This window comes from Pseudomonas sp. NPDC086251, from assembly GCF_044746405.1.
GTDB lineage: Bacteria > Pseudomonadota > Gammaproteobacteria > Pseudomonadales > Pseudomonadaceae > Aquipseudomonas.
Window position 1 is genome coordinate 36725 of the sequence record NZ_JBIVBY010000031.1, and the last position, 25606, is coordinate 62330.

The window sequence follows — 25606 nt, forward strand, 5'->3', positions numbered from 1 at the left end:
AACGATGAAACAGATTCGTCCAACAACCGGTTCGGTGTTGTCCATGGCGCTCGTCTCGAGTTTCTCCGCGAGCGCGATGGCGGGTGGCTTTATCGAAGACACCACGGCCACCTTGCAAGCACGCAATTATTACTTCAGCCGCGACTTCTCCGACATCGTCGGGGCCAACCAACAATCAAAGGCCGAAGAGTGGGCGCAGGGTTTCATCCTTAACGTCAAATCCGGTTACACCCAAGGGCCGGTCGGTTTTGGGGTGGACGTCATCGGGTTGCTCGGTCTCAAACTCGACAGTAGCCCGGACCGGGTCAATACCGGGTTGCTGCCGGTGCAGGACGATGGGCGCGCGGCGAATGATTACAGCCGGCTGGAAGGCGCGTTGAAGGTGCGTTACTCGAAAACCGAGCTAAAAGTGGGGGAGCTGCAACCCAATCTTCCGGTGCTGGCGTTTAGCGATATTCGATTGCTGCCGCCGAGTTATCAGGGGGCGAGCATCAGCTCCAATGAAATAAACGGCCTGACCGTGCAGGGCGGCCACTTGAGTTCGACCAGCCTGCGCAATGAGGCGGGCGACGAAAAGATGCAAGCGATGCTCGGGCACGTGCCGCAGCGTCAGGTCAACAGTGATGGTTTCAACTTTGCCGGCGCCGATTATGCCTTCAACGATAAACGCAGCTCGGTCAGCGCCTGGTTTGGGCAACTGGAAGATATCTACAACCAGCGCTTTCTCGGCCTCAAGCACAGTCAGCCAGTAGGCGACTGGGTGCTGGGCGCCAACCTCGGATATTACGATTCACGTGAAGATGGCAAGAAATTGCTGGGCAACATCGACAACCAGGCGTTTTCTCGCTGTTGTCGGCCAAGCGCGGCGGTCACACGTTTTATGTCGGCTATCAGGGCATGTTTGGCGACAGCGCGTTCCCGCGGGTGTTTGCCAACATTTCGCCGCTGGGCAACGAGGTGCCGACCTACGAGTTCGCCTTCACCGATGAGCGCTCCTGGCAGGCGCGTTACGACTACGATTTCGCGGCCCTTGGTGTGCCGGGGTTGACCAGCACCGTGCGTTACATCTCAGGCAACAATGTCGATACCGGGCAGGGGTTTGAAGGCAAGGATCGTGAGCGGGACCTGGACCTTGGCTATGTGCTGCAGAGCGGCAGCCTAAAAGGCCTCGGGATTCGGGTACGCAATGCGATGGCGCGGTCTAACTATCGCAGTGATATTGACGAGAACCGGCTGATCCTCAGTTACACCTGGACGCTGTTATGAGGCGCTGATTACAGGTTGCTCGTGCAGTTGCCCATGACTTGATAGGTCACTTGATGGGTCTGGCCCTGGTGATCGATGTAGACCATTGTGGCTGGGACGACGTCGCAGGCGGTGGCGGTATCGGTGATTGACACTACCTGGGCGATGTCCAGTGGCTGCGCCGGGTTGTATGGGGTGGCGGCTGGTTCATTGCCGGCCGCCATGGCCGAAGTGGCGATGAGGGTCAGAAACAGGCTGGTCAGGGTTTTCATTTTTGTCGGCTCGGGGTTGATTCTGATGGTTGAAGTTTAGTCTTTGGCTGTGAGGGATAAAGGGGGGCTGGGTTGGATTCAGTTTTACGTGGAATGTAACAATCGATTCTTGATTGGGGGCATATCCATTATTCGGGAGATGGCCGCTATTGGTTTCGCCCTTACGGCGAGTCACTTGGAAGAGCCCCAAGTAACCAAGGGCTTTTGCCCCTTTCGTTCGGTGCCTCGCTAAGGCTCGGCATGCCCTCGCTCCGGTCCTGCTCCGTGGGCCCGCCGCCATCGGCCATCCCTGGCCGGGGGCGGCTAACCCGGCATCCATGCCGGGTTGCCCACTGCGCAGAACCTCCACTCGGCCTCTCGATGGGGCGGTGCATCAAGATCAAAAGCACGGCGGCCTGCGGGCCGGCCTGATTGGGGAATACGCACTCCCCTGTAGGAGCGAGCTCGCTCGCGAAGAACATCAATGATGGCGCGTTTTAACAGGATAAACGCGGTGTCTATGATTCCATCGCGAGCAAGCTAGCTCCTACAGGGGATCGGTGCGATACAAATAGATGGGTACACACGGTCGATGTAGGAGCTGCCGAAGGCTGCGATCTTTTGATCTTGCCGTTGCTTTGCTTCGGCTTTTGATCTTGATCTGCCGCCCCTTTCCCAGAGGCCGAACGCAGGCGTTGCGTAGGGGGTACCGCGGCAAGGATGCCGCGGTAGCCGCCCCCGGCCATGGATGGCCGATGGCGGCGGGCCCCCGGAGCAATGCCGGAGTGAGGGCATGCCGAGCCTAAGCGAGGCACCGAATGGCGGGGCAAGAGCCCTTGGTTACTTGGGGCTTTTCCAAGTGACCCGCCGTAAGGGCGGAACCAATAGTCGCCGTTACCGCAGAAACGGATATGTCCCCAATCAAAAAACAGTCGCTAAGCCGCAGAAACGGATATGCCCCCATTCCTGGAACCCCCCAGCCCCGAAATCGAAGCACACTCAAACTGCGGTGTAGACTGAAAACCTATCCCCTTTCGGCAAAGACAACGGAGTGCGCCCCACCATGATTGGTGCCGAATTACTGTCACCCGAAAGCCTCACGGTAGGGTGGTTGATCTACGTCCCGGCGCTGATCTGGGCCGTTGCGCGTGCACCGTGGGTCGAGCTGTTCAGCGACAGCCGCCGTCAGCACCTGCTGTTCGGCACAGTATTCGCGCTGTTCATGCTGTGGCTGGTGCGACGAGACTTCGACACCGGCGTGTCCTACCACTTCATCGGCATGACCGCCGTCACCCTGTTGCTCGACTGGCCCCTGGCTATCGTCGGCGGATTGGTCGCGCAAGCCGGATTGGTGCTGCTCGGACGCCAGGACCTGGTGGCGATGGGAGTCAACGGTGCGCTGCTGATTCTATTGCCGGTGCTGATCACCGAATGCTGCGCCATCCTCGTGGAGCGCGCGCAACCGCGTAATCCCTTCGTGTACATCTTCGTTTCCGGATTCTTTGCCGCCGCGCTGTCGGCATTGATGTGCCTGCTGCTGGCGCTGTGGCTGCTGTGGTTCGACGAACGCTTCGCCATGCCGTACTGGCTCGAGGACTTTATCGGCTACCTGTGGCTGATCATTTTCCCGGAGGCCTTCATCAACGGCATGGTGGTCAGCGCGCTGGTGGTGTTCTGTCCCGAATGGCTGGAGACCTTCAACCGCACGCGCTACCTGTCGGCACCGTGGAAGGACGACGATCCGAAATCTTGATTCACATCAAACCCACCAATCACTGACGAATTCATGCTCCGCAAAACCTTCAGGAGCATCGAAATGAGTGTCTACGAATGGGCAAGGCAGGAGTTGCGCCAGAGTCTGGACGTGGCGCAAGAGGTGGGGTTTGATCCGGGGTTGAGCCTGCGCGCCTTGCTCAGTGCGGTGGTGCAGCAGAGCAAGGCTGTGCGCAGTATCGAGGACCTGGCAGACGAGTTGCAGTTTCTCGCCGAGAACCTCGACGAAGAGGAAGACTACGGCTTCATGCGGCCCTGATGCTCAGGATCAGTGACGCGGTTCGAAGTCTTCGCTGAACATCTCGTCTTCGGCATCCGGGCTCACCGGAATCTTGTGTTCTTCCGACGCCCAGGCGCCCAGGTCGATCAGTTTGCAACGGTCCGAACAGAACGGCCGGAACGTGCTTTCGGCGCTCCATTCAACAGGGGCGCCACAGGTTGGGCAATTGACGGTTGGGGTTTGGCTCATGACTGGCCTCCACGCAATGTTAGGTAAAAGTGATGCAGGCGTTCGACCTCGCTGTGCAGCCAGGCGAGGTCGCGGTCGTTGACCACCACATCGTCGGCATGGGCCACGCGATCCTGGCGGCTGGACTGGGCCTTGAGGATCGCCTGGACCTGTTGTTCGCTGGTCTGGTCACGCTGCAGGGTGCGTTCGATCTGTAGCTGTTCGGGGGCATCGATCACCAGCACCCGTTGGGTCATGGCGTACTGCCCGGACTCGATCAGCAGCGGTGAAACCAGAATCGCGTAAGGTGATTGTGCCTTGGCCAGATGATCGGTGATTTCCTTGGCGATCAGCGGATGCAGCAACGCTTCGAGCCAGAGACGTTGCTCCGGCACTTCAAAGATCAGTTTGCGCAGTGCCGCTCGGTCCAGTTGCCCATCTGCCAGCAACACACCGGGGCCAAAGTGTTCGGCAATTTTCGCCAGCGCCGGACGACCCGGTTCCACCACCCAGCGTGCCGCATGATCGGCGTCCACCACGTGCACGCCGAGGTCGATGAAGTGCTGCGCAGCGGCGCTTTTGCCGCTGCCGATGCCGCCGGTCAAGCCGAGAATCCAGGGTTTTTCCACAGGGTTATTCATTTCAAACCGACAAACTGCCAATAGAAGTCGGTTATTTGACCACCCCAGAGCAGCGCAATCCAGCCGGCAATTGCCAGGAAGGGCCCGAAGGGGATCGGCGTGGAGGTTTTCGCGTGACGCACACGCAGCAGAATCACACCGACAACCGCGCCCACCAGCGACGACAACAGGAGGGTCAGCGGCAAGATCTGCCAGCCGCCCCAGGCACCAAACATCGCCAGCAGCTTGAAATCACCGTGGCCCATGCCGTCCTTGCCGGTCAGCAGCTTGAACAGCCAGAACACCGACCACAACGCCATGTAACCGGCTATCGCGCCCCACAGTGCCTCATTCAATGGCACGAACAGGCTGAAGCTGTTGACGATCAGCCCCAGCCACATCAGCGGCAACACCAGCACATCCGGCAGCAGTTGATGCTCGGCGTCGATCAGGCTCATGGCCAACAGGCCCCAGGTCAGGACCAGCGCCAGGCACGCCGGCCAACCAAAACCGAAGTGCCAGGCGATGAAGGCCGACAACAGGCCGCAGGCCAGTTCGGTCAGCGGATAGCGTTTACTGATCGGCGTCGCGCAACTTGAACAGCGCCCGCGCAGGCACACATAACTGATGAGCGGAATATTTTCCCAGGCGCGAATCCGGTGTCCGCAACGGGGGCACTGGGAGTGCGGCAGCAGCAGGTTGTAGGTCGGCAGTGGGGTTTCGGTCGGCAGCCCCAGCATGTCGTGAGCCTGCACTCGCCACTCACGCTCGAGCATTTTCGGCAGACGCCAGATCACCACGTTGAGAAAGCTGCCGATCAGCAGGCCGACCACACCGGTGATGACAACGAAGGCCAGCGGGTAGACAGACAGGATTTCGTTCAAGGGCATGTCAGATCGCTGAGCCGAGTTGAAAGATAGGCAGGTACATCGCAACCACCAGGCCGCCGACAATAACACCCAGCACCACCATGATGAACGGCTCCATCAGGCTGGTGAGGTTATCGACCATATTGTCCACTTCGTCTTCGTAGAAACTCGCGACCTTGTCGAGCATGTCGTCCAGTGCGCCGGACTCTTCGCCAATCGCCGTCATCTGGATCGCCATATTCGGAAAGATGCCGGAGGTGCGCATCGAGAAGTTCAGCTGCATGCCGGTGGAGACGTCCTGCTTGATGCGCAGCACCGCACGTTTGAACACGATGTTGCCGGTGGCGCCCGCCACTGAATCGAGGGCCTCCACCAGTGGCACACCCGCGGCAAAGGTGGTCGACAGCGTGCGGGCGTAACGGGCCACGGCGGACTTGTACATCAGCGTCCCGACCAAGGGCAATTTCAACAGCCAGGTGTCCATCCGGTCGCGAAAGACTTGCGACGTCTTAAAGGCATGGCGCATGCCGAAGATTGCCGCGATCAGCACGCCGAGCATCATCCACCAGTAGTCCTGCATGAACTCCGACAAGCCGATGACCATCACGGTGAAGGCCGGCAATTCGGCGCCAAAGCCCTTGAACACCGACTCGAACTGCGGCACCACCTTGACCAGCAGAATCCCGGTGACAATGATCGCGACGAACACCACGGCCAGCGGGTAGGTCATGGCTTTCTTGATCTTGGCCTTGAGGCTTTCGCTCTTTTCCTTGTAGGTCGCCACCCGCTCCAGCAGGGTGTCCAGCGCACCGGCTTGCTCGCCGGCATCGACCAGGTTGCAGTAGAGCTCATCGAAATACTGCGGTTTTTTGCGCAGTGACGCGGCGAAGCTGTTACCCGCGGCGACTTCCTGTTTGACCTCGTCCACCAGTTTGCGCATGGCCGGGTTATCGAAGCCCTCACCGATGATTTCGAACGACTGCAGCAACGGCACGCCGGCTTTCATCATGGTTGCCATCTGCCGGGTGAACAGGGCAATTTCCTGGGCCTTGATGCGCTTGCCCAAGTTGAGAATCGAGGCGGATTTCTTGCGCACCTTGCCGGGGTTGATGCCTTGCTTGCGCAGTTGGGCCTTGATCAGTGCCGGGTTTTGACCGCTGAGTTCGCCGGTCATTTTCGTGCCTTGCCGGTTGGTGCCTTCCCAGGCATACACGCTGATTTTTACTGCTTTGACCGCCATGTTCAGTCCTTGGTGACCCGGTTGATTTCTTCAAGGCTGGTGATGCCTTGCATGGCCTTGAGCAGCCCGGAAGTGCGCAGGTCGTTGAAACCGTCCTTGCGCATCTGGATGTCGATTTCCAGTGAGTTGCCTTCAGCCATGATCAGCCGTTGCAGCTCCGGTGTGTTCTTCACCACTTCATAAATCCCCGTTCGCCCTTTGTAACCGCCGTTGCAGTGCTCGCAACCGACCGGCTCATAGATCGTGAACGAGCCGATGCGTTCCTCGGGGAAGCCTTCCTTGAGGAACGCCTCGCGGGGAATCTCGATGGGTGTCTTGCAATGGCTGCACAGTTTGCGCGCCAGGCGTTGGGCGATGATCAGGCTGACCGAGGTGGCGATGTTGAAGCCCTGAATGCCCATGTTGTGCAGGCGGGTCAGGGTTTCCGCGGCGCTGTTGGTGTGCAGGGTCGACAGCACGAGGTGCCCGGTCTGGGCGGCCTTGATCGCGATTTCCGCGGTTTCGAGGTCGCGGATTTCGCCGACCATGATCACGTCCGGGTCCTGGCGCAGGAACGAGCGCAGTGCCTGGGGAAAGCCCAGTCCCTGTTTGGCATTGACGTTGACCTGGTTGATGCCTTCCATGTTGATCTCCACCGGGTCTTCGGCGGTGGAAATGTTGATGTCCACGGTGTTGAGAATATTCAGGCCGGTGTAGAGCGACACGGTCTTGCCCGAACCGGTCGGGCCGGTCACCAGAATCATCCCCTGTGGCTGCTTGAGCGCGGCCATGTACAGGTCTTTCTGGTCGGGTTCGTAGCCGAGGGCGTCGATGCCCATTTGCGCGCTGGACGGATCGAGGATCCGGATCACCACTTTCTCGCCCCACAAGGTCGGCAGGGTATTGACCCGGAAGTCGATGGACTTGCTCTTGGACAGGCGCATTTTGATCCGCCCGTCCTGGGGTTTGCGTCGCTCGGAGATATCCAGGCTGGCCATGACTTTCAGGCGCGCGGCGATGCGGTTGGCCAGTTGGATCGGTGGCTTGGCGACCTCACGCAGCATGCCGTCGGTACGCATCCGCACGCGGTAGGTTTTTTCGTAAGGCTCGAAATGCAGGTCGGAGGAGCCGCTCTTGATCGCATCGAGCAGCATTTTGTGGACGAAGCGCACCACGGGGGCGTCATCGGCATCCTGTCCGGTGATGCCGTCCTGATTGCGCTCATCGCCGGATTCGATGTCCATGCTGTCGAGGTCGACGTCGGCCATGTCTTCGAGGCCGGTACTGTGGCTGTCGAAGAACCGTTCGATGGCATCGGTGAGTTTGTCGTCTTCGACCAGAATGGCTTCGGTATTGAGCCCGGTGCTGAACTGGATGTCGTTGATGACCTGGTGATTGGTCGGGTCGGAAATCCCCACGAACAACTTATTACCGCGTCGCCAGAGGGGCAGGGCGTGGTGCTGGCGGATCAGTTTCTCGCTGACCAGGCCCTTGGGCTGGGTGTCCTTGTCCAGACAGTTGAGGTCGAGCAGGGCCATGCCGAAGTGTTCCGAAGCGATCTCGGCCACCTGGCGACTTTTCACCAGTTTGTTCTGCACCAGGTAGCTGACCAGGGAGGTGCGATTGCGTTGGGCTTGCTGATACGCCTGTTGCGCGCTTTTGTCAGTGAGCAGCTCGGCCAGGACCAATTGCTTGGCCAGACCGCTAAGGGCGATGTCGTTCATTGGGGTACCGGACGCAGACAGTTCATGACTTATAGCCTAGTCAAGCCGAGGAACCAAACCAGCGTGGGTCAGGTGACAAAAAGTGTCAGATAGTGCGGATACTGGGGGTAGGAAAGGGCGTTGCGCTGGCGTCGCGCCCCGCCAACAGGGGATACGGCGCTTGGCATGGGCTGTGCTGCGGCTAGTTCAGATCATGAGATTCCGACTCATGCATGGAGCCTGTCTATGAACACTCAAAAAGGTTTTACCCTGATCGAGCTGCTGATCGTGGTGGCGATCATCGGGATTCTGGCGACGTTCGCCTTGCCGCAATATGCCAAGTACCAGGCAAGGGCCAAGGTGACGGCGAGCATGGCCGAGATCGCCGCATTGAAAGTGCCATTTGAAGACATTATCAATCAGGGCACGGATCCGACGCTTGCGCTGATCGGCGGTACAGCGACGACGGGTAACTGCACCATTTCCGCTTCGGGAACGGCTTCCACTGGCGTAGGCGCTATTGGCTGCGTCATTCTTAATGCACCGGGTCAGGTACTCAACCAAACCATCACGCTCTCTCGGACGATGACGGGAGGTTGGACCTGTGCGACAACCGTCAGTCAGGAATACGCGCCTAAAGGCTGCACCGGCAAAGCCTGATTAATATCCGTTCTGCCAATACCCCGCCTCTCACGATGCGGGGTATTTTTTTGTCTGTCAGTCGAGAAAACCAGTGAAAGAAAGAAACTCTCAACAATTCATGGCCTTAGGCCGCAGCCAAAACCCGCAACTTGCATGTCGATAATTTCAAACTCATGCAATTTGCATGATTCCGAAAATCAGCTGTTTTGTTAAGTGATTGATTTATAACGATTAATTTACTGTCTCAAAGTTGGCACAGCGTTCGCAATATACCCAGTAACCCTGCTGACAAGACAACCCAGCAGACTTTCTAGAAAAACAGGAGTTACTCGTATGAAGAAGTTCGCTATTGCTGCCGCTACTGCTACCGCGCTGACCCTGACCATGGCCAACGTCGCATTTGCACAGACTACTCAAACTACCCAAGCCCCGATGACACTGGCGGCCGGTGAAGTGACCAAGGCGAAGGAAGCTACTTCCGACACCTGGATTACTACCAAAGTTAAAAGTGACCTGGTGACTGAAAAAGGCATTCCTGGTACCGACATCAAAGTCGAAACCAACAAAGGTGTTGTATCCCTGTCGTCCACCGTTGCGGTGACCGACGCCCAGAAAGCCACCGCTGTTGCGATCACCAAGAAAATCAAAGGCGTCAAAGCGGTCTCCGCTGACGGCCTGAAAGCCGAGTAAGGCAAGGCTTCTCGCCTGGACTGGGAGAAGGCGCGGCAGGTGAGCCGAGTCATACACCTGCTGCTGCTGGAGAGTTCATGCGAAAGGCCATAAGGATGTGGCCATTACAGGCCCCGGACATTCGTGTCCGGGGCCTGTTCTATTGTGGGCCACGCAAAACCAAAATGTGGGAGCGGGCTTGCTCGCGAAGGCTGACTGACATTCAACACATGGGCTGAATGAAAGACCGCTTTCGCGAGCAAGCCCGCTCCCACATTGGGTTTGTAGTGTTTGGTCAGTTACCGCGTTTGCTGGTGATCTGCTTCAAGCGATTGCCTTCAAACCGCAGGTACTGGTACATCCCGCCGTTGGGCCCGTAGGTCCATTCCTCGACCTGGAACTCTTCCCGTCGGTTGGCGCTGCGCTTGTAGCCCAATAGATCGCGGCTGACCGGTTCACCGCATTTCTGCAGCACTTCGCTGGATCTGTCGCCAACGCTGACCAACTGGCTACCGCAGCGCAGGGTATCGGCCGCCGAGGCCTGGCTGGCGCTCAGCGCCAATGCCAGGCTGATCAGCAATCGTCTGATCATCACTCGGCGTCCAGATGCAGGGGCGTTACCACTCGACCGTCACTCTCCGGTTCGCCCAACTGGGCGTCGATGAAGTACACACGGTCATCGGCCAACTGGCCCTTGTCGACCAGATAATCCTTGATGCTGCTGGCACGTTCCTGACCCAACTGACGTAACAGCACGTCGCTGGAACTCCAGAACTTGATCACGCCCTCGCGCATTTTCGCGGTGCGTTCTTCCTTGCCCAGATCCTTCCATTCAGCCGGTGGCTGGGTTTTCAGACGGATGCGGTAGATGCCTTCCAGCAGTGGACCTTTTTCGCTGTCCGGCACTTGCAGCAATGATGCCTGGGCCGGCACCTTGTCACCTCGACGCTGGAGCATTTTGTAGTAGTTGTACTGGTATTCCCGTTCCAGGCGTTGCTCGGCAATCAGCGGGCCATCGCTGCTGGCGGCAGCCGTGCCTTCGATTTCCAGGCGCAGGGCCGGACGTTCCTTGAGCGCCTGGGACAGTTTGACCAGCGAACCCTCGGCCTCTTTGCTCAAGTCGCTTGAACCCGGGGCAAACGACACCGTGCCCAGGTCTTCCGAACCGCCACCACTGACCAGCCCGCCAATCATTTTGAACGGCGCGGCGGCGGCTTTGACGATCAGGTTGCGCAAGGTCTGCCAGACAATCGGCATGATGCTGAACTGCGGGTTGTTCAGGTCACCGGTCACCGGCAGCTCGATGGAAATCTTGCCGTCGACGTCCTTGAGCAACGCAATGGCCAGCTTCAACGGCAGGCTCACGGCATCCGGGCTGTCGACTTTCTCACCCAGTTGCAGCTGTTCGACCACCACTTTGTTTTCAGCCTTGAGCTGGCCCTTGGTGATCAGGTAATGCAGGTCGAGATTGAGCCGGCCCTTACGGATGCGATAACCGGCGAACTTGCCGGAGTAGGGCGTCAGGGTCGTCAGCTCGACACGTTTGAAACTGGTGGCGATGTCGAGGCTGGCCATCGGGTCGAACGGGTTGACCGAACCCTTGATGGTCACCGGTGCATAGCGATCCACCTTGCCTTTGATATCGACAGTGGCCGGTTTCGCCTGACGGCTGTCGATGGTGCCGATCTGCCCGTTGAGCTGTTGAACGGCGGTAGCGAAGTTCGGCGTCAGGCTGAAGTCGGCGAAGTTCGCCGAGCCGTCATTGATGGCAATCCCGCCAATGTGAATCCCCAGCGGTTTGGCCTTGCTGGCCGGTTTGGCAGCGACGGTCTTGGCGCCGGAGTCGGGCGGTTGCGGGATCAGCAGGTCATCGACGTTGGTGGTGCGGTCGTCGTTGATCATGAAGCGCACGTAGGGCTGGAACAGGTTGACCTTGTCGATCGACAGGCTGTCGCCGTGCTGATAATTCAGGCCTTCGAGCACCAACTGCTGCCACTTGAGGAAGTCGCGGGTTTTCAGGGTGTCGAGGGTGTGCAGCTGATCGACCTGGGCGCGGCCGGTGACGCTGAACGCCAGCGGTTCGGTGCTTTTCAGGTCGACTGCCAGATCACTGCCGAGCATGCCGCTGCGCAGTTCGAGGCGAATGAATGGATTGATGTAGGACTGCGCCACCCGCAGGTCGATGTCCTTGGTCTGCACTTTAAGCTTGGCACTGACCGGGGCCAGATTGACCACGCCGTCCGCCATGAGCTTGCCTTGCTTGCCCACGCCCGTGTCGAGCTTGAGGTTGAAGGGCGCGCCATTGAGGCTGTCGAAATTTTGCAGGTCCAGGTTCAGCGGGCCGACTTCCAGGGCCACGGCCGGTTGCGCCTTGCGGTCGGCCAAATGCACTTGGTAGTTGCGCAGTTGCACGTCTTTGAGCAGCACTTGCCATGGCTTGCTAGGGGGTGTTGGTGCGGGTTTCGGTGAGTCGGCGGCGGCGGGAGTGCTCGCAGGTTCGGCGTTGGCTTTGACCGCCGCTTTGGACGGTTGGCTGGCGAACAGTTTCTGCCAGTCCAGCTGTCCGTCCGCTTCCAGGGCGGCCCAGGTTTCCAGTTTATTGCTGCGAATCTTGCCGACCACTACGTGTTGCTTGGCCAGGTCTACCGTGGTGTCGCTGATGTCCAGTCGTTCGAGCTTCGCCAGTGGCCGACCGTCCGGGGCCTTGATGGCGAAGGGCGCGACACTGACGGCGACGTTGCTCAGCAGCAGTTCGGTTTCCTTGGACAGGTTCAGTTTGTAGTCGGTACTGAGGTTCATGATGCCGTCTTCAAGCACCAATGGCACAGCGTCACGCACGTAGGGCCAAAAGGCTTTCATCTTGCCGTCGGTGATTTTCAGCTTACCTTCGGAGGCGATCGGGATCAGGCTGAAATTGCCGCTCCAGTCGATCTGCCCACCGTTCGGGCCGACGGCGACCAGCGTCATGTCGGCGCTGTCTTCGGGCAGGGTACTGAGATTTTTCAGTTCAAAATCGAGTTTGTCGTAGAGGAATTCGATGGGCTCGCTAGGACGTTCATCCATGAAGTGCACGGAACCGCCCGCCAGTTTGATCCGCTCGATGCGCAACGGAAACGGCTTGGCATTCGGGTCGGCCGGGGTCGGTTCGCTGGCGGGAATTTTGAACAGGCCGAGCAAGTTGAGCTTGCCGTCCTTGCCGAAGAGGATTTCGGTCTTGGGTTTGTCTATCTCGATATCGGACAAGTGCAGCGCTTTGGTCCAGAGGCTGTCGATCTGCAGATTGGCGTACAGGCGTTCGAAGCCCACCTGTTCCTTGCCGGGCTCGCCAATGATCAGGCCCCACAGGGTCACTTCAAGGCTGAAGGGGTTGAGTTCGATTCGCGAGATCGTCGCGGGTGTCGTCGCGTAGTTGGCCAATTGTTGGTTGGCCACCCGCAACGCGATCCCCGGCAAAATCAGAAACCCCAGCAGGCTATAAAGGGCCAGAGCAGTCAACAAAGCGCCAATAGCGCGAAACAATCCTTTGGGCATGTGCGGCTTCATCTGTCTGAATCGGAGTGCGTTGGAGTATGGCACGCGATTCCGGTTCCGAAGTGATCATGCTTTATAGGATTAATCTGATTTTGCGTGCGACTTTCAGAGCTGCAGGATTAGCGTTTTCAACGGTGGCTGCTGATCCATCGACGGGAAATCGCCTCCCGGCTTCATCACTGTCCACTCACGCACCGGACGCCCGGCTTTTTCCGCGCAACGCAAAACCTGCTCGCGCCAGTCATCCATGCTGACCTTTGCCAGGTTGTTGCAGCAGATCAGCACGCCATTCTCGGCGGTGGTCAGCAGCGCCGGTTTCAGCAGGCTCTGATAATCGCGCAGCAGGTCGACGGTGCCGAAAGCACTCTTGGCCCAGGCCGGCGGATCCAGCAGCACCAGGTCGTACTGACGCTGTTCCAGGCGCGGGTAGCTGGGCAGTTTCTGCCCGCGACGCTGGCTGATCGGCAGGCCGGCCAGCTGGCGGATGGCCGGGAAGTAGTCAGACTGAATGAACTGCATGGTCGGCAATTGCGGATTGAGCAGGCCGTTTTCGCGACCGACCGCCAGGTTGCCCTCGGCGAAGTCCAGATTGCACACCTCGCGAGCACCACCGGCCGCCGCGCTCAGGCCGACGCCACAGGTGTAGGCAAACAGGTTCAGCACGCTTTTGTTTTTACTGTGGTCCTTGACCCAGCCGCGGGTGTTGCGCAGGTCGAGAAACAGCAGCGGATCCTGGCCCGCGTGGCGGCCGCGAACCCGATAGTTGAGGCCCCATTCGTGGCTGATCAGGTCTTGTAGCGCGGCGTCGTCGGCGCGGTAGACCGTGTCTTCGCGGTCGATGCGTGAGTTGCCACGGGAGCGGTCGTTGTAGACCAGCAGCGTTTCAAGGCCCAGGTGTTGGTTGATGATCGCGTGCAGTTGCAGCAGGTCATCGCGCTCCAGCGCCTGGTGAAAGCTTTGCACCAGCAGTTGCGGGCCGTAGCGGTCGATGGTCAGGCCACCGGCGCCTTCCTGGCTGCCATGGAACAGGCGATAGCAATCGGTGCCTTGCTGATGCAGCTCGGCGAGCAGGTCCTGGCGATGATCGAGGGCGGCGCGCAGCGCCTGATTCAAGGAAGACATGCTGGGCGCCTTGCAGGAGGGAATTTGGCGCGGGAGTTTAACAGCTTGAGCGACGAAGAACCTGTAGGAGCGAGGCTTGCCCGCGAAGAATGCAACGCGGTCCGCCTGACGCACAACGTTATCGTTCTTCGCGGGCAAGCCTCGCTCCTACAAGGGCGGTCAGGTCAGCAGGCCCATCCGTCGCTTGGCCCGATGCACTGAGCCGTTACGCACCGCCCACCGCAACATCGGCGCGCTGCGGTTGACGCTGGCGCGGATCAGTTTGCGTTGCAGCGGGCTCTGGCTGACGCCCAGCATGTCACTCGCCCAGTCCGGCAACAGGTCGATCCCGGCCTGCATCATCAAGCCGCCGAAAGGCTTGGCCAAACGGCTGGGCGACGGGGCGTTCAACAGTAATCGCAACACCTCGCGACTGCGCTCATCGCACAGCAGCTGTGGTCGAATGCGCTCGAGGTAATCGGCAATTTCCTGCCGTGAACGGGGCACATCACGGGCGCCCAGGCGTTCGGCGATCATGGCGATTTCAGCGTAGTAGCGATCCTGATCGGCCAGCGACAGCTGCGGATTACGGTAACGCAGGTGCGCCGCGAGGAAGTTGCTGACTTCGGCCACATGCACCCAGGTCAGCAGGTCGGGATCGCTGGCGGCGTAGGGTCGACCGTCCGGCGCGGTGCCGGTCACTTGCAGGTGGATGGTGCGGACTTTCTCGATCAGCCAGTCGGCGTCCCGGCGAGAGCCAAAGGTGGTGCCAGAGATGAACTGCCCGGTGCGGCGCAAACGGCCGAGCATGTCCTCGCGAAAGTTCGAATGGTCCCAGACACCGGCCAGCGCCAGTGGATGCAAGGCTTGCAGCATCAAGGCGCTGATGCCGCCGATGAGCATGCTGCTGAAATCGCCGTGGACCTGCCAGCTCACCGAATCGGGGCCGAACAGACCGGGGTCGCCCTTGGGGTTTTCCAGGTCGAGCTTGCCCAAAGACAGGCCGGACAGGCTCATGATCTGGGTTTCGATGCGGGTGCGGATGAATTCCATGACCACTCAATGGGCTTCTGTAGGAGCGAGCTCGCTCGCGATGGACTCAGACGCGCCGCGTACATTCTGCAAGCACGCGTTATCGTTGATGCCCATCGCGAGCGAGCTCGCTCCTACAGGGGGCAAATGTTATTGATTTAGACGTTTATCGATCAGGCCTTGTACCACGCTCGGGTCGGCCAGGGTCGAGGTATCGCCCAGGCTGTCCAGTTCGTTGCAGGCGATCTTGCGCAGAATCCGCCGCATGATCTTGCCCGAACGGGTTTTCGGCAAGGCCGGCGCCCACTGGATCAAGTCCGGTTTGGCGAAACTGCCGATTTCCTTGCTGACGTGGGCCAGCAGTTCTTTCTTCAGTTCATCGTTAGGATCGGTGCCGTTCATCGGTGTGACAAAGGCATAGATGCCTTGGCCTTTGACGTCATGGGGATAACCGACCACGGCGGCCTCGGCGATGCTGTCGTGCAGCACCAGGGCGCTTTCCACTTCAGCAGTGCCGATGCGGTGCCCGGAGACGTTGATCACGTCGTCGATACGCCCGGTGATCCAGTAATCGCCGTCTTCATCGCGACGTGCACCGTCGCCGGTGAAGTAATAACCGGGGTAGGGCTTGAAGTAGGTGTCGATCATGCGTTGCGGGTCGCCGTACACCGTACGGATCTGCGCCGGCCAGCTGGATTTGATCGCCAGTACGCCGCTGCCGGCGCCTTTGATTTCCTTGCCTTGCTCATCGAGCAACACCGGTTGCACGCCGAACATCGGTTGCGTGGCGCAGCCGGGTTTGATCCGTTGCGCGCTGACCAGCGGGCTGAGCATGATGCCGCCGGTTTCGGTCTGCCACCAGGTGTCGACGATCGGGCAACGCTGTTCGCCGACCACATTGAAGTACCAGTCCCACGCTTCCGGGTTGATCGGCTCACCGACACTGCCGAGCAATCTGAGGCTCTCGCGGGATGTTTCCTTCAACGGTTCGGGGCCTTCACGCATCAGGGCGCGCAGGGCGGTGGGAGCGGTATAGAAAATGTTGACGTGGTGCTTGTCGATCACCTGCCAGAAGCGCGAGCAATTCGGATAACTCGGTACGCCTTCGAAGATCAACGTGGTGGCGCCATTGGCCAGCGGGCCATAGACGATGTAGCTGTGCCCGGTGACCCAGCCGACATCGGCGGTGCACCAGAACACTTCGCCGTCGCGGTAGTCGAGCACGTATTTGAAGGTCATCGCCGCTTGCAGCAGATAGCCGCCGGTGGTGTGCAGCACGCCTTTGGGTTTGCCGGTGCTGCCGGAGGTGTAGAGGATGAACAGCGGGTCTTCGGCGTCCATCGGCTCTGGCGGGCAATCGTCGCTGACGTCGCGCAGCGCCTGGTGATACCAGAGGTCGCGGCCCTCGACCCAGTTCACCTCGCCTTGTGTGCGCTCGACCACCACCACCGTGCTCACGTCCGGGCAACTTTGCAGTGCCTTGTCGACGTTCTGTTTGAGCGGCACGAATTTGCCGCCGCGCACGCCTTCATCGGCGGTGATCACGGTGCGGCAATCGGCGTCGAGAATCCGGTCGCGCAGGGAGTCCGGGGAAAAACCGCCGAACACCACTGAATGCACCGCACCGATCCGCGTGCAGGCGAGCATGGCGTAGGCGGCTTCGGGGATCATCGGCATGTAGATGCACACGCGGTCGCCTTTCTTCACGCCACGGCTTTTGAGCACGTTGGCCAGGCGACAGACGTTGTGATGAAGTTTGTTGTAGGTGATTTGCGCGGATTCGGCCGGGTCGTCGCCTTCCCAGATAATTGCGATGTGATCGCCGCGTTTTTCCAGGTGACGGTCGATGCAGTTGTAACTGACGTTCAACTGACCGCCGGCAAACCAGCTGGCCTCACCGGTTTTCAGGTCGTAACGCTGGACGGTCTGCCACGGTGTGCTCCAGTCGAGAAAGCGCGTGGCCTGCTCAGCCCAGAAGGTGCTGGGGTGCTCGATGGATTGACGGTACAGGCGCTGATAGTCGTCTTGACTCAGTTGTGCAGCCCGGCGGACGGCATCGGCTTTGGGGAACGTGCTGATATCGAACATGACGGTTCCTTATTCTTGTTTTGCGACAAAGATAAAGATGCGCCGAGTAGCGAAAGGGTTCAAGCCAGACACAAACCAATGTGGGAGCGGGCTTGCTCGCGAAAGCGGTGGTTCAGTCAACATAGATGCCGAATGAACCACCGCTTTCGCGAGCAAGCCCGCTCCCACAAAGATCAGTGTTGACCTGCGAGAACGGGTTTCAGATCACCCGCGGTGACGGCCGCGGAAGTAGTTGATCAGGCCCTGGGTCGAAGCATCGTCAGCCGGGGTTTCTTCGCTGCCGACCAGGCGGTTGTAGACGCCTTTGCCCAGCTCTTTGCCCAGCTCCACGCCCCATTGGTCGAAGGCGTTGATGCCCCAGATCACGCTTTGCACGAAGACTTTGTGTTCGTACATCGCCACCAGTGCGCCGAGGCGACGAGGGCTGATGCGCTCGACCACCAGGGTGTTGCTCGGACGGTTGCCCGGGATCACCTTGTGTGGCGCGAGTTTCTGTACGTCTTCTTCGCTCATGCCCTTGTCGCGCAACTCGGCTTCGGCCTCGGCGCGGGTCTTGCCCAGCATCAGTGCCTGGCTCTGGGACAGGCAGTTGGCGTACAGCCACTGGTGGTGGTCGGACACCGGGTTGAAGCTGACGATCGGCACGATGAAGTCGGCCGGGATCAGTTGGCTGCCCTGGTGCAGCAACTGGTGATAGGCGTGCTGACCGTTGCAACCCACGCCGCCCCAGATGACCGGACCGGTGTCGGTGGACACGGGTGTACCGTCCTGGCGCACGCTCTTGCCGTTGGATTCCATGTCCAACTGTTGCAAGTGCTTGGTGATGTTGCGCAGGTAGTGGTCATACGGCAGGATCGCGTGGCTTTGCGCGCCCCAGAAGTTGCCGTACCAGACGCCGAGCAAGGCCAGCAGCACCGGCATGTTCTGTTCGAACGGCGCGCTCTGGAAGTGCTGGTCCATGGTGTAGGCACCGGACAGCAGTTCCTTGAAGTTAGACATGCCGATGGCCAGGGCAATCGGCAAACCGATGGCAGACCACAACGAGTAACGCCCGCCGACCCAGTCCCACATCGGGAAGATGTTCTCTTCACGGATACCGAACGCCACGGCTGCCGCATTGTTACTGGATACGGCGATGAAGTGACGATACAGCTCGGCTTCCGAACCACCCTGAGCCAGGTACCAGGCACGTGCGGCCTGGGCATTCTTCAGGGTTTCGAGGGTGTTGAAGGATTTCGACGAAACGATGAACAGCGTGGTCTCGGCGCGCAGCTTCATGGTCAGTTCGTGGAACTCACTGCCATCGATGTTCGCCAGGTAGTGACAGCGCACGCCTTTCTGGGCGTAGGACAACAGCGCTTCGGACACCAGCTCAGGGCCGAGGAACGAGCCGCCGATGCCGATGTTCACCACGTCGGTGATCGGCTTCTCGGTGTAACCGCGCCACAGACCGTCGTGGATACGGCCCACAAGGTCGGTGATCTGATTCAGCACTTTGTGCACTTCAGGCATCACGTTGACGCCGTTGACCGACAGCTTGTCGCCGACCGGGCGGCGCAGCGCCGTGTGCAGGGCCGGGCGACCTTCGGAGGAGTTGACGATTTCGCCTTCGAACAGCGATTTGATCGCGCCCTTGAGGTCGACTTCGTTGGCCAGGCCCACCAGCAGATTGCGGGTCTCGGCGTTGATCAGGTTTTTCGAATAATCGAGAAACAGGCCGCAGCTGCTAAGGGTGAATTGGGTAAAGCGCTGCGGGTCGGCATTGAAGGCTTCGCGCATGCTGAAATCCTGCATGGCTTGGCGGTGGTCATTCAACGCTTGCCAGGCGGGCAGAGCGGTCACATCGTGAGGAGTGCGGTAGTACGCCATCGCTGCGGGTTTCCTTTTTACTTGAACGGCCTTTTGAACACTAAAAATACCGGAGCGCTGCGGGTGGGCGTCCGGTCAACTGCGTCGACACGATTTGATGACACAGGGCGAATACAGTAACCCTCGCGCTGCGATCTGTCTTGACTTTGTCTGACCCCTGACCTGTACTTTTTTAACATTAAAGAAGGGGCGGCCCGACAAACGGAAGGAATTTGGAACAAGCGGATGTGGAAACTGCCACGATCTAATGTGGGAGCGGGCTTGCTCGCGAAGGCGATGTGTCAGTCAATACTTATGTTGACTGACACATCGCCTTCGCGAGCAAGCCCGCTCCCACATTGGTTTTGTGGTGTTTAGTTGAGCGTGTCGAGGTTCAGGTGCAGGTTGTCGATCAACCGCGTCGTACCGAGGAATGCCGCCACCAGAATCACCAGATCTCGATCTTCCGCGGTGGCCGGGCGCAACGTCTGCGCATGGCGAATTTCCAGGTAATCCGGGCGCAGGCCTACGGCTTCAAGCTGCTTGAACTGTGCGCCGATCAGCGCCGGGAAATCCCGCTCGCCCTGTTTGATCGCATCACTGATCTGGTTCAGGGTGCGATAGACCACCGGCGCAACGGCCCGCTGTTCTTCGCTGAGGAAACCGTTGCGCGACGACAGCGCCAAACCATCGGCCGCACGGACCGTCGGTTCGCCGATGATCTGGATCGGCATGTTCAGGTCATGCACCAGCGCGCGGATCACCGCCAGTTGCTGGAAGTCTTTCTCGCCAAAGATCGCCAGGTCTGGCTGGACCATGTTGAACAGCTTGCTGACGACGGTGGCGACGCCCTCGAAATGCCCGGGACGGCTGGCGCCGCACAAGCCTTCGGACAATTGCGGAACACTGACGCGGGTCTGGCCGGCCATGCCGTCGGGGTACATTTCTTCGACGGTCGGCGCGAACAGCAGGTGGCAACCGGCTTGCAGCAGTTTTTCCTGATCGGCCGCGAGGGTGCGCGGGTATTTGTCGAGGTCTTCGCCGGCGCCGAATTGCAGCGGGTTGACGAAAATGCTCGCGACCACGAAGTCCACCCGTTGGGTGGCTTTGGTCACCAGTGCGACATGCCCGCTGTGCAGGTTGCCCATGGTCGGCACGAAGCCGATGCGCTTGCCTTCGCCGCGGGCACGGGCCACGGCGGCCCGCAGTTCACGTACGGTTTTTACGGTGTTCATGCAGAGAATCCGTGTTCGATACCAGGGAAAGTGGCTGCCTTGACTTCGGAGACGTACGCGCCAAGCGCCGCTTGAATGTTCTGTTGCCCGGTCATGAAGTTCTTCACGAACTTCGGTACCCGGCCAGTGATCGAGAGGCCAAGCATGTCGTGCAGAACCAGGACCTGGCCGTCGGTGGCACTGCCGGCACCAATGCCGATCACCGGGATTTTCACCGCTTGGGTGATTTCCTGCGCCAGTTCACTCGGCACGCATTCGAGCAGCAGCATGGCCGCGCCGGCCTGCTCCAGGGCGATCGCATCGGCGCGCATCTGCCGCGCCTGGTTTTCGTTGCGACCCTGGACCTTGTAACCGCCCAGGATGTTCACCGATTGCGGCGTCAACCCCATGTGTGCGCACACCGGGATGCCGCGCTCGGCCAACAGACGGATCGAGTCCGCCAGCCACAGCGCGCCTTCGACCTTGACCATGTGCGCACCGGCCTGCATCAACAGGGCGCTGTTGGTCATGGTTTGTTCGAGGGTGGCGTAGGCCATGAAGGGCAGGTCGGCGAGGATCAACGCGTCGGTGTTGCCGCGTTTGACCGCTGCCACGTGGTAAGCCATTTCCGCGGTGGTGACCGGCAGGGTGCTGTCGTGACCTTGCAGAACCATGCCGAGGGAGTCGCCCACCAGCAGCACTTCGACGCCAGCCTCATTGCAGGCGTGGGCGAAGGTCGCGTCATAGCAGGTCAGCATGGTGATTTTTTCACCTTTTTGCTTGAGACCTTGCAGAGTGGTCAGGGTGATGGCTGGCATGAAAAGTTCCTCATTCAGGCGCTGTGGAAACTACTGCGAGTAACGCGCGTGATTCTTCGTTAAATACAGGCGCACGGTCTGTTGTCGTGCTTTTAAGGCCTGGATTGCGCCCTGTAATGCCGTATTGGCGGCAGCGGGACGCCTATAGTCGTGAGGAGAACTCGGGAAGTCAATTGCGTGTGTTACCGCGTTGTTACGCGTGGGGTGTTACCGGGGTAACTGATGCGATTCAGCAGGTTTAGTCTTTTGGGGGGCTTGCTTCAAATTTCATGTTCACCACAAACTAATGTGGGAGCGGGCTTGCTCGCGAAGGCGGTGTGTCAGTCAGCATTAATGCCAAATGACCCACCGCCTTCGCGAGCAAGCCCGCTCCCACAGGGGGATAAGTGTCAATTTGGGGAGAGGCGTTCCAGGCCGACGAACGGGCAGGCAGCGAGCAAATCACTCAGGCTGCGGCCATCCGGCAGACGCAAATCCGCAGGCGCCAGTTCGGCCAGTGGATAGAGAACGAAAGCGCGTTCCTGCAGATGGTAGTGAGGCACTTTCAGGCGAGGTTCGTCGATCAACCGGTCACCAAACAGCACGATGTCGAGATCCAGCGTGCGTGGGCCCCAGCGTTCAAGACGTTCGCGCCCCTGTCCATTCTCGATGGCTTGCAGCGCATCCAGCAGTTCCAGCGGTGGGAGCGTGCTGTCGAGGGCGGCGACCGCGTTGGTGTAACGCGGTTGGCCAGGCAGCAGTGAGTCGCTTTGATAAAACGCGGAAACCCCGACCAGTTCGGTCTGCGGCAACTGCGCCAGCGCCTCGATGGCGCTGCGCAATTGTTCGGCGGGGTCAGCCAGATTGCTGCCCATGCCGATGTAGATGCGTTCCATGGATTACTCGCCCGTAGCGCTCGGTGCGCCGGCCGCGCGTTTGCGTTTGGCGCCACCGCTGCGGCGGCGTTTGCGTGGAGCGCCAGTGCCTTCGTCCTTGCCGCTGAGGTCGCGGATCATGTCGCGGCGCTCGCTGTCGTTGGCGTCCTGATAGTCCGTCCACCATTCACCGAGGCCATCGGTCTGCTCACCGGCGCTTTCGCGCAGCAGCAGGAAGTCGTAACCGGCACGGAACCGCGGGTTGTCCAGCAACAGGTCGGCACGCTTGCCGCTGCGGCGTGGCAGGCGTTCCTGCATGTCCCAGATCTCGCGGATCGGCATGGTGAAACGTTTCGGAATCGCAATCCGCTGGCACTGCTCGGCAATTAACTCGTGCGCCGCTTCCTGCATCGCCGGAATCGGCGGCATGCCACGCTCTTGCAGGCGCAACACGCGGGCCGGCAGGGCAGGCCACAGCAGCGCAGCAAACAGGAACGCCGGGGTCACCGGTTTGTTCTGTTTGATCCGCAGGTCAGTGTTGATCAGGGCTTCGCTGATCAGCGTGTGGGTGTACGTCGGGTTGTATTCCAGCGCCTGGGCACTGGCCGGGAACAACGGATCGAACAATTGCAGGTCGACCAGCATCTCGAAGGTGTCCGCGGCATGCCCGGAGAGGAACAGCTTGAGCACTTCTTCGAACAGGCGGGCCGACGGGATCTCACGCAGCATCGGTGCCAGGTCGCGGATCGGTGCGGCGCTGTGTTTCTCGATGCCGAAATTCAGCTTGGCGGCGAAACGCACGGCTCGCAGCATCCGTACCGGGTCTTCCTGATAGCGCTGCTTTGGATCGCCGATCAGGCGGATCAGGTGATTGCGGATGTCGTGTACGCCGTTGGCGTAGTCGAGGATGCGCTCGCTGACCGGATCGTAATACAAGGCGTTGATGGTGAAGTCGCGGCGTTGCGCGTCTTCTTCCAGCGTACCGTAGACGTTATCGCGCAGGATGCGCCCACTCTCGTTGCGGGAAGACTGGTTGCTGTCTTCCTCTTCATCGTTTTGCGGGTGGTTGGCGCGAAAGGTCGCGACTTCAATGATTTCGCGACCGAAGTGGATGTGCACCAGCTTGAAGCGACGACCGATGATCCGCGCGTTGCGGAATTCGGCTCGTACTTGCTCAGGGGTGGCACTGGTGGCGACGTCGAAATCTTTCGGCGTGATGCCCAGCAGCATGTCGCGCACGCAACCGCCGACCAGGTAAGCCTGGTAACCGGCGTTCTGCAGGCGTTCGACGATATTCACCGCATAACGGCTGAATTGGGCCTTTTGCAGCGAATGTTGGCCGCTGTTGAGCACTTCAGGCGTACTGCGAATGTGTTGCGTATGACGCTTGGGAGAACGGAATGACTGGAACAACTTCTTCAGCATGGGATGCACTGTTTGAAGGAATGTTCGGCCATAACGAAGAATGACCGCATGATGGGCGGGGATTCTAGCATTTAGTGGGGGGATGGTGTAGGACACAGCAGATTTGAGCTGTGGGGCTTGTAGGAGCGAGCTTGCTCGCGATGGTCGTGAACGATAACGCGTAAATCAGATGCCCAGCGCCGCCCTCGGGGTTTTCGCGAGCAAGCTCGCTCCTACGCCGGCAGGGCGCGATTTCTGAATCGCAGAAACCACAAGGGGAGCCGAAGCTCCCCAAGAAGTAGTTGCATGCTCTATTTTTATTATTGATTCGGGCTTTTTGTTTTTGTTAAGTGCCCACGCCATGAAGCTTTTCCTTCATGACCCTCCCAATCGGGAGCCAAGAGCAAACGGATTGCTTTGGTCGCTGTGTTGCAGTGATCTTGCGATCCAACCAGTTCAGGCTCTGTCTTTTGACAGTTTTTGTTGTTCTCGGCCTGGTCGTGGGGCAAGCCCCAAATACAACGCCTCTCCAAAAGAATCAGTTAGCTGCGCCTCTCGCCGTCTTGTTTTTATTGTGCGTGAGTCGATACGTCTTATTTTTATTGTCTTGTACGTTGCTTGTTATTGTTCTTGTACCAAACATATAGCAGGGTGCGTGCCAACTTTTGTGAAGCCCAGTAAAACAAGGGGTTAGGTCGCTTGGCGGGTTTCATCAGGGCGAAAAAAAGCCGGGGCTTCGTTACCGTAAGCCCCGGCTTCTGTTACGTGAAAAACCTGAGGTAACAGTTTTTCCACCATGTCACGTGTTACCCACCCATCAGACAGGTGCGGTTCAGCTCTCGCTGGCCACCCCGGTCTTGCGCCGTGGGATGCCCAGGCGCTGACGGCGTTCCCACAGGCATTTGCGGCTCACGCCGAGTTTGCGTGCGAGCTCGGTTTCGGTCATGTGGTCCTGATGCTCGAGGACGAAGTGCTGGAAGTAGTCTTCCAGCGACAGGTCTTCGGTGGGCTCATGGCTATTGTTGCCGGCGGCGCTGCCTTGTTGTGGCGGCAGGCCGATGAAGTCGTCGTCTTCCAGGTCGCTCAGTTCGATGTCGATCCCCAGCAGTTCGGCGGAAATCTCCGGGCTCTCGCACAGGATGACTGCACGCTCGACGGCGTTTTCCAGCTCACGAACGTTACCCGGCCAGGAATAGTGACGAATCGCCTGTTCGGCATCCGGGGCGAATTTCAGGTCGGTGCGGTTGACCCGCGCGCTCTGCCGCGCCAGGAAGGCATTGGCGATTTCATTGACGTCCGCGCCGCGTTCGCGCAGGGCCGGCAGTTTCAGGGCGATTACGTGGAGGCGGTAATACAAGTCTTCACGGAACTGGCCGATCTTCGCCAGGCTCTTGAGGTCCCGGTGAGTGGCGGCGATCAGGCGTACATCGACTTTCTGCGACTGTACCGAACCGACCCGGCGAATTTCGCCTTCCTGCAATACGCGCAGCAGGCGGGCCTGGGCTTCCAGTGGCAATTCGCCGATTTCGTCGAGGAACAACGTGCCGCCGTCAGCCGCTTCCACCAGACCGGCACGCCCGGCGCTGGCGCCAGTGAATGCGCCTTTTTCGTGGCCGAACAGCTCGGACTCGATCAGGCTTTCCGGAATGGCCGCGCAGTTCACCGAAATCATCGGTGCCTTGGCACGCTTGGACAGGTTGTGCAGGGCGCGCGCCACCAGTTCTTTACCGGTGCCGGATTCGCCCTGGATCAGGACATTGGAATCGGTCGGCGCGACTTTGCGGATCTTGCTGTACAGATCCTGCATCGGCGGGCAGGAGCCAATGATGCCGATTTCGCCATTGCTGTTATCGATACCCGGTTTCGCCGCACCATTGGTTGCTTTGCCGGCAGTGACCGGCTCACCGCTGGCTTGCACCGATTGGCGGTCGCGCAGGATGCGTGCAACGGCCTGGAGCATTTCATCGTGATCGAAAGGCTTGGCGATATAGTCGACCGCGCCCATTTTCATCGAGTCGACGGCCGAACGCAGGCTGGCGTAGCTGGTCATGATCAGCACCGGAGTGCCCTGGCCGAGTTTGATCAACTCGGTGCCCGGCGCGCCCGGCAGACGCAGGTCGCTGACGATCAGGTCGAACGTGGGAATGGTGAAGCGTTCTTGTGCTTCCTGCACTGAACCGGCTTCGCTGACCTGGTACTGGTTACGTTCCAGCAGGCGGCGCAAGGCGGAGCGGATAATGGTTTCGTCTTCGACGATCAAAATGTGCGGCATTGATT

21 protein-coding genes and 1 pseudogene are annotated in these 25606 nt (G+C 59.5%); 5 read left to right on the plus strand and 17 right to left on the minus strand.

The window, feature by feature from the left end; all coding sequences use genetic code 11:
* Window positions 1–4: 4 nt before the first annotated feature.
* Window positions 5–1266 (plus strand): annotated as a pseudogene (locus ACIPL2_RS27850) (OprD family porin).
* A gap of 8 nt (window positions 1267–1274) precedes the next feature.
* On the opposite strand, the gene ACIPL2_RS27855 reads toward ACIPL2_RS27850, so the two are convergent.
* The gene (locus ACIPL2_RS27855; protein WP_401361905.1) at window positions 1275–1517 is read right to left on the minus strand and encodes a DUF2790 domain-containing protein; all 243 of its coding nucleotides are present in this window, start codon (window positions 1515–1517) and stop codon (window positions 1275–1277) included.
* 1042 nt (window positions 1518–2559) lie between these two features.
* Here ACIPL2_RS27855 and ACIPL2_RS27860 point away from each other — a divergent pair.
* Together ACIPL2_RS27860 and ACIPL2_RS27865 are read left to right on the plus strand one after the other, a co-directional pair.
* Entirely contained in the window at window positions 2560–3249 is a 690-nt protein-coding gene (locus tag ACIPL2_RS27860) for an energy-coupling factor ABC transporter permease (RefSeq protein WP_401361908.1), read from the plus strand.
* A gap of 63 nt (window positions 3250–3312) precedes the next feature.
* Complete coding sequence (locus ACIPL2_RS27865; protein WP_401361910.1) at window positions 3313–3528, plus strand: hypothetical protein; 216 nt, start codon at window positions 3313–3315, stop codon at window positions 3526–3528.
* A 9-nt stretch (window positions 3529–3537) separates the two neighbouring features.
* Here the strand turns inward: ACIPL2_RS27865 and yacG are convergent, their stop codons facing one another.
* The 5 genes from yacG to pilB are packed head-to-tail and all read right to left on the minus strand — an operon-like array spanning window position 3538 to window position 8149.
* On the minus strand, window positions 3538–3738 hold the full coding sequence (gene yacG / locus ACIPL2_RS27870; protein ID WP_059401976.1) for a DNA gyrase inhibitor YacG: 201 nt from the start codon (window positions 3736–3738) through the stop codon (window positions 3538–3540).
* Complete coding sequence (coaE, locus tag ACIPL2_RS27875) at window positions 3735–4358, minus strand: dephospho-CoA kinase (RefSeq protein ID WP_401361912.1); 624 nt, start codon at window positions 4356–4358, stop codon at window positions 3735–3737. Before coaE ends, yacG begins: the two co-directional genes overlap by 4 nt.
* Complete coding sequence (locus ACIPL2_RS27880) at window positions 4355–5227, minus strand: prepilin peptidase (protein WP_401361915.1); 873 nt, start codon at window positions 5225–5227, stop codon at window positions 4355–4357. The genes coaE and ACIPL2_RS27880 overlap by 4 nt, the downstream gene beginning before the upstream one ends.
* A 1-nt stretch (window position 5228) precedes the next feature.
* Entirely contained in the window at window positions 5229–6446 is a 1218-nt protein-coding gene (locus ACIPL2_RS27885; protein ID WP_401361918.1) for a type II secretion system F family protein, read from the minus strand.
* A gap of 2 nt (window positions 6447–6448) precedes the next feature.
* Window positions 6449–8149 (minus strand): type IV-A pilus assembly ATPase PilB, encoded by a 1701-nt coding sequence (pilB, locus tag ACIPL2_RS27890; protein ID WP_401361921.1) that lies wholly within the window; start codon window positions 8147–8149, stop codon window positions 6449–6451.
* Window positions 8150–8374: 225 nt separating this feature from the next.
* On the opposite strand from pilB, the gene ACIPL2_RS27895 reads away from it, so the two are divergent.
* Both ACIPL2_RS27895 and ACIPL2_RS27900 read left to right on the plus strand, forming a co-directional pair.
* Window positions 8375–8788, plus strand: a complete 414-nt coding sequence (locus ACIPL2_RS27895) for a pilin (RefSeq protein WP_401361924.1) — start codon at window positions 8375–8377, stop codon at window positions 8786–8788.
* A gap of 315 nt (window positions 8789–9103) precedes the next feature.
* Window positions 9104–9460: a BON domain-containing protein gene (locus ACIPL2_RS27900; RefSeq protein WP_401361927.1), complete on the plus strand. Its 357-nt coding sequence runs from the start codon at window positions 9104–9106 to the stop codon at window positions 9458–9460.
* Between the two features lie 274 nt (window positions 9461–9734).
* Here the strand turns inward: ACIPL2_RS27900 and ACIPL2_RS27905 are convergent, their stop codons facing one another.
* The 11 genes from ACIPL2_RS27905 to ACIPL2_RS27955 form a co-directional block, all read right to left on the minus strand.
* Window positions 9735–10031 carry a DUF2845 domain-containing protein gene (locus ACIPL2_RS27905; RefSeq protein ID WP_401361930.1) on the minus strand — a complete coding sequence of 99 codons (297 nt, stop codon included), beginning with the start codon at window positions 10029–10031 and terminating at the stop codon, window positions 9735–9737.
* A complete protein-coding gene (locus ACIPL2_RS27910) occupies window positions 10031–12982 on the minus strand; it encodes a DUF748 domain-containing protein (RefSeq protein ID WP_401361933.1) in 2952 nt (983 codons plus the stop codon). Before ACIPL2_RS27910 ends, ACIPL2_RS27905 begins: the two co-directional genes overlap by 1 nt.
* 93 nt (window positions 12983–13075) lie before the next feature.
* The gene (locus tag ACIPL2_RS27915; RefSeq protein WP_401361936.1) at window positions 13076–14092 is read right to left on the minus strand and encodes a class I SAM-dependent rRNA methyltransferase; all 1017 of its coding nucleotides are present in this window, start codon (window positions 14090–14092) and stop codon (window positions 13076–13078) included.
* 159 nt (window positions 14093–14251) lie between these two features.
* Window positions 14252–15124, minus strand: coding sequence for an oxygenase MpaB family protein (locus ACIPL2_RS27920; RefSeq protein WP_401361939.1), 873 nt, complete (start codon window positions 15122–15124; stop codon window positions 14252–14254).
* 129 nt (window positions 15125–15253) lie between these two features.
* Window positions 15254–17191, minus strand: coding sequence for an acetate--CoA ligase (gene acs, locus ACIPL2_RS27925; protein WP_401361942.1), 1938 nt, complete (start codon window positions 17189–17191; stop codon window positions 15254–15256).
* A 204-nt stretch (window positions 17192–17395) separates the two neighbouring features.
* On the minus strand, window positions 17396–19060 hold the full coding sequence (pgi, locus tag ACIPL2_RS27930) for a glucose-6-phosphate isomerase (RefSeq protein ID WP_401361944.1): 1665 nt from the start codon (window positions 19058–19060) through the stop codon (window positions 17396–17398).
* A 353-nt stretch (window positions 19061–19413) separates the two neighbouring features.
* Window positions 19414–20274: a pantoate--beta-alanine ligase gene (gene panC, locus ACIPL2_RS27935; RefSeq protein ID WP_401361947.1), complete on the minus strand. Its 861-nt coding sequence runs from the start codon at window positions 20272–20274 to the stop codon at window positions 19414–19416.
* Entirely contained in the window at window positions 20271–21071 is an 801-nt protein-coding gene (gene panB / locus ACIPL2_RS27940) for a 3-methyl-2-oxobutanoate hydroxymethyltransferase (protein WP_401361952.1), read from the minus strand. The genes panC and panB overlap by 4 nt, the downstream gene beginning before the upstream one ends.
* Window positions 21072–21460: 389 nt before the next feature.
* Window positions 21461–21946, minus strand: a complete 486-nt coding sequence (gene folK / locus ACIPL2_RS27945; RefSeq protein ID WP_401361954.1) for a 2-amino-4-hydroxy-6-hydroxymethyldihydropteridine diphosphokinase — start codon at window positions 21944–21946, stop codon at window positions 21461–21463.
* Window positions 21947–21949: 3 nt separating this feature from the next.
* The gene (locus ACIPL2_RS27950; protein ID WP_401361957.1) at window positions 21950–23350 is read right to left on the minus strand and encodes a polynucleotide adenylyltransferase PcnB; all 1401 of its coding nucleotides are present in this window, start codon (window positions 23348–23350) and stop codon (window positions 21950–21952) included.
* Window positions 23351–24161: 811 nt separating this feature from the next.
* Window positions 24162–25601: a sigma-54-dependent transcriptional regulator gene (locus ACIPL2_RS27955; protein WP_401361960.1), complete on the minus strand. Its 1440-nt coding sequence runs from the start codon at window positions 25599–25601 to the stop codon at window positions 24162–24164.
* Between the last annotated feature and the right edge of the window lie 5 nt (window positions 25602–25606).

Bases quoted from the DNA above. Each gene is read 5' to 3' on its own strand.
- ACIPL2_RS27855 (WP_401361905.1), bottom strand. From the start codon at position 1,517: ATGAAAACCCTGACCAGCCTGTTTCTGACCCTCATCGCCACTTCGGCC.
- ACIPL2_RS27860 (WP_401361908.1), top strand. From the start codon at position 2,560: ATGATTGGTGCCGAATTACTGTCACCCGAAAGCCTCACGGTAGGGTGG.
- ACIPL2_RS27865 (WP_401361910.1), top strand. From the start codon at position 3,313: ATGAGTGTCTACGAATGGGCAAGGCAGGAGTTGCGCCAGAGTCTGGAC.
- yacG (WP_059401976.1), bottom strand. From the start codon at position 3,738: ATGAGCCAAACCCCAACCGTCAATTGCCCAACCTGTGGCGCCCCTGTT.
- coaE (WP_401361912.1), bottom strand. From the start codon at position 4,358: ATGAATAACCCTGTGGAAAAACCCTGGATTCTCGGCTTGACCGGCGGC.
- ACIPL2_RS27880 (WP_401361915.1), bottom strand. From the start codon at position 5,227: ATGCCCTTGAACGAAATCCTGTCTGTCTACCCGCTGGCCTTCGTTGTC.
- ACIPL2_RS27885 (WP_401361918.1), bottom strand. From the start codon at position 6,446: ATGGCGGTCAAAGCAGTAAAAATCAGCGTGTATGCCTGGGAAGGCACC.
- pilB (WP_401361921.1), bottom strand. From the start codon at position 8,149: ATGAACGACATCGCCCTTAGCGGTCTGGCCAAGCAATTGGTCCTGGCC.
- ACIPL2_RS27895 (WP_401361924.1), top strand. From the start codon at position 8,375: ATGAACACTCAAAAAGGTTTTACCCTGATCGAGCTGCTGATCGTGGTG.
- ACIPL2_RS27900 (WP_401361927.1), top strand. From the start codon at position 9,104: ATGAAGAAGTTCGCTATTGCTGCCGCTACTGCTACCGCGCTGACCCTG.
- ACIPL2_RS27905 (WP_401361930.1), bottom strand. From the start codon at position 10,031: ATGATCAGACGATTGCTGATCAGCCTGGCATTGGCGCTGAGCGCCAGC.
- ACIPL2_RS27910 (WP_401361933.1), bottom strand. From the start codon at position 12,982: ATGAAGCCGCACATGCCCAAAGGATTGTTTCGCGCTATTGGCGCTTTG.
- ACIPL2_RS27915 (WP_401361936.1), bottom strand. From the start codon at position 14,092: ATGTCTTCCTTGAATCAGGCGCTGCGCGCCGCCCTCGATCATCGCCAG.
- ACIPL2_RS27920 (WP_401361939.1), bottom strand. From the start codon at position 15,124: ATGGAATTCATCCGCACCCGCATCGAAACCCAGATCATGAGCCTGTCC.
- acs (WP_401361942.1), bottom strand. From the start codon at position 17,191: ATGTTCGATATCAGCACGTTCCCCAAAGCCGATGCCGTCCGCCGGGCT.
- pgi (WP_401361944.1), bottom strand. From the start codon at position 19,060: ATGGCGTACTACCGCACTCCTCACGATGTGACCGCTCTGCCCGCCTGG.
- panC (WP_401361947.1), bottom strand. From the start codon at position 20,274: ATGAACACCGTAAAAACCGTACGTGAACTGCGGGCCGCCGTGGCCCGT.
- panB (WP_401361952.1), bottom strand. From the start codon at position 21,071: ATGCCAGCCATCACCCTGACCACTCTGCAAGGTCTCAAGCAAAAAGGT.
- folK (WP_401361954.1), bottom strand. From the start codon at position 21,946: ATGGAACGCATCTACATCGGCATGGGCAGCAATCTGGCTGACCCCGCC.
- ACIPL2_RS27950 (WP_401361957.1), bottom strand. From the start codon at position 23,350: ATGCTGAAGAAGTTGTTCCAGTCATTCCGTTCTCCCAAGCGTCATACG.
- ACIPL2_RS27955 (WP_401361960.1), bottom strand. From the start codon at position 25,601: ATGCCGCACATTTTGATCGTCGAAGACGAAACCATTATCCGCTCCGCC.